Source organism: Paenibacillus sp. P4_E11 (genome assembly GCF_056401635.1).
Genome location: NZ_JBFUIX010000278.1, coordinates 1 through 3,141 on the forward strand (window position 1 = coordinate 1; position 3,141 = coordinate 3,141).

Consider the following 3,141-nt stretch of genomic DNA (forward strand, 5'->3'; position numbering starts at 1 on the left):
ACATTCAGGCACAATATGGTCAATGAGATTACAGCCAAACCTACGCAGTAAAACACTTTCATGAATTGTACACGCGTACTTCCTGAAGCTATTGCAAGTGCAAATAGCTGCTTGAAGCCAACAATTGAGAATAAGGCAACAAAGAAATAGGTTGGCCCTGATATCGCAGCAATCGTAGTGTCATTGAGTTCGAAGAAAATTCCGAGGATAATCCATACGATAGTCAACGGGATGGTTATGAACAGTAGTAATAGTTTTCCAAAATACCAATATACATCCTCAAAGACTAGCCGAAATACACCCTTCCATGAACTCATATAATCACCTCCGTATCCTCTGTAATATTCAGCAAGTAATCCTGTAAATCCACTTTTTCAATCGACAATCCAAGGTTATGAGCTTGTTCCTTCCACTGCTTCGTGTATGGAACATCAAGCATGACTCTGATTTTTGACCCGAGTGTAGTTTGCTCTAGCACCCTATGACCGTTGATGACGCTCATTATCGTGTTCTTTTCTCCGGCAAGCCATATTCCTTGCTCGCGAAGGTCTTCAATCGGTTGATGTAGCAACAGCTTACCATTGTGCATAACAATCAGTGCATCACATAGTGGTTGGACTTCTTCGATATGATGAGTGGAAATCAGAATGAGACGAGGCATTTCCTCATGGCTTTCTCTTAATGCTTGATACATTTGTTTCCGCACTGCGGCATCCAAACCATTCGTCGGCTCGTCAAGTATCGTCACACTCGCATGGCTTGATAGTCCAATAATAAACTGGAGCGCGGACTTCATCCCTTTTGACAGCTTGGATATTTTCTTGTTTTCATCCAGTTTGAAGGCTTTAACTAGTCTGTCTGCCGTAGATTGATCCCAATTGGCGTTGAAGTACCTCCCGAACCGAAGCGCGTCATGCACGCTCCAAATCGTACTGAACGGATGATCCTCTTGCATATAGCATATATTCTGTATAATTGCAGAATTGCCGTATGGTGCTGAACCATTAATTTCAATAGCTCCACGATCAGGCCGTTGATGACCAGCAAGAAGCCTCATCAGCGTTGTTTTGCCTGCACCGTTACGCCCCCATAATCCCGCGATCACCGGCTCATTCTCTTCGAATGAGATACCTCGCAGAACTGAAACTTTATCATATGAATAGGTTACCTCGTTTACACGAATCATCCATTCTCCTCCTCGATCAATTGAACAACTTCTTGCATACTTAAACCAATTTTTTTCGCTTCTTCTAATAATGGCAAAATATATTCTTCACGATATTGCTTCTGCCGTTCCTTTAACAATTGTAGCTTTGCTCCATTCTCTACAAACATGCCGATGCCGCGTTGTTTATAAATAATCCCTTTATCCGCCAATTCTTGAAGGCCTCTGCGGACAGTTGCCCGATTAATGTTATAGAAGCGCGACAATTCATTCTCGGATGGTACTTGTTCCCCCTCCTTCAGTTGTCCTTCTACAATCTCATCCATAATCATTTGGGCAATCTGCTGAAAGATCGGCTGAGATTCATCCAATGTCGTCTTCATCAATAACCGCCTTTCYGATCTAACAATCGAACACTGTATGGTTGGTTACACATGTATACAACTATACATGTTAGGTAAAATTTTGTAAATAGATTTTTATTTATGCGTGTCCATTGCAAGACCCGACCCTTCGTTGCTACTTCAACTAGCTGTTTTACTTTCTGAAGATGCCCATTCGATGAAGCAGGTCGCAGAGGTTAGACGCATCCCAGCAATCCTGTAAAAGCAAGAAAGCCGACCTAAAGGTCGACTTTCTTACTTCTATGTTGCTATTGGTAGTAGTAAAACAGGTAATGGTGTACTCCTAGCTGAGCTAAGCCCCCTGTTACCCATAAGCAATACAATTGAGCGATACTGTCACATCTCATCTTTTCTTTCAGAACCATCAATTTTGAGCATTCCACATGTGTCGTATACACGAACCTATAAATGTATCCCATCTGCCATACAAAAAACCGTCCTACAGCTGGGAACACCATCTGCAGGACGGTTTGAACGTTGTCATTGGATTAGTCTAACAACTTGGAAATGACTTGTGCACTTTCGGCTCGGGTCAACTTCTCTTTTGGAGCGAATTGATTAGATTCACGTCCATTAATCAAGCCCAGTTCTTGTGCTTTGCTTACTTCTGCTTGTGCCCAATCGCTAATTTGCGTTTGGTCACTAAAGGAACCCTTATTTGTGGTTGAAGCTTTTTTGCCCTTCAGATATTCGTAAGCGCGAATCGACATAACGGCCATTTCTTCGCGTGTGATGGTATCGTTAGGCGCAAATGTATCTTCACTTCGTCCAAAGACAATTCCCGCTTCACTCACTGCGGCGATAACCTCCGCATACCATTGTGAGGACTCTACATCATTGAAATTCGAGCTTTTTACGGCTTTCAGCTCTAAGGCGCGTGCAATCAATGCTGCAAATTCCGCCCTTGTGACGTTTCTTTGCGGGGCATAATGATTGTCGGTGATGCCTTCAATAATATGTTTGGCCGCCATTTTCTTAATGACAGGACTCGCCCAGAAATTCGTGTCTACATCCGAAAAGGTTTTGTCATATTCTAACACTGCATATTGGCTGAAATGATACACCTTAACGGTCATAACGCCATTAACTAATTTGCCACCCACATACTGAATGGTTCCGTCCGCTGCGATATAATACACACCTAACAAGTCAGGATTCGCATTCGGACTTACATGGAAGGTGAGCGTTAACGGCTCTTTAAAGGTTGTTACCGGTAAGACTGAACCGTCTTTGGTAACTACATTCAACTTAAAGTCGTACACATCGCTCGCAGGATTCAATTGAACTGAAGTATGGTTTGGAGAATTTTGAATTAGATTGGTAACAGCCTCTTTTGGTACAATGGCAGCTGAAAAATTAATTTGTGCGTCAACGGCCTGCTCTCCAGTAACAACCCCTTGAATACTCTTCAACTGGTCCTTGGAAAATTCGATGGTCATATTCTTCTGGACAATTCGTAATTGATTGGACCCCAAGATGTCGGATACATGGGTTGGAAGTATGACGGAATCCATATTGTCCGCCACGACTACAGTTACAATACCCGCTTTTACATCTTTTAGAGCTTCCTCA

General features: G+C 42.7%; 3 protein-coding genes and 1 pseudogene. All 4 read right to left on the minus strand.

Annotated features, from left to right (window positions below):
* Positions 1–317, minus strand: a pseudogene (locus tag AC1DWB_RS32740) (hypothetical protein); the annotation flags it as partial.
* Complete coding sequence (locus tag AC1DWB_RS32745; RefSeq protein WP_477545280.1) at positions 314–1,186, minus strand: ABC transporter ATP-binding protein; 873 nt, start codon at positions 1,184–1,186, stop codon at positions 314–316. The pseudogene AC1DWB_RS32740 and the gene AC1DWB_RS32745, both read right to left, overlap by 4 nt.
* On the minus strand, positions 1,183–1,548 hold the full coding sequence (locus AC1DWB_RS32750; protein WP_477545281.1) for a GntR family transcriptional regulator: 366 nt from the start codon (positions 1,546–1,548) through the stop codon (positions 1,183–1,185). The genes AC1DWB_RS32745 and AC1DWB_RS32750 overlap by 4 nt, the downstream gene beginning before the upstream one ends.
* Before the next feature lie 509 nt (positions 1,549–2,057).
* Positions 2,058–3,141, minus strand: a 1,084-nt coding sequence (locus AC1DWB_RS32755; RefSeq protein ID WP_477545282.1) for an S-layer homology domain-containing protein, incomplete at its 5' end; no start/stop codon positions are given.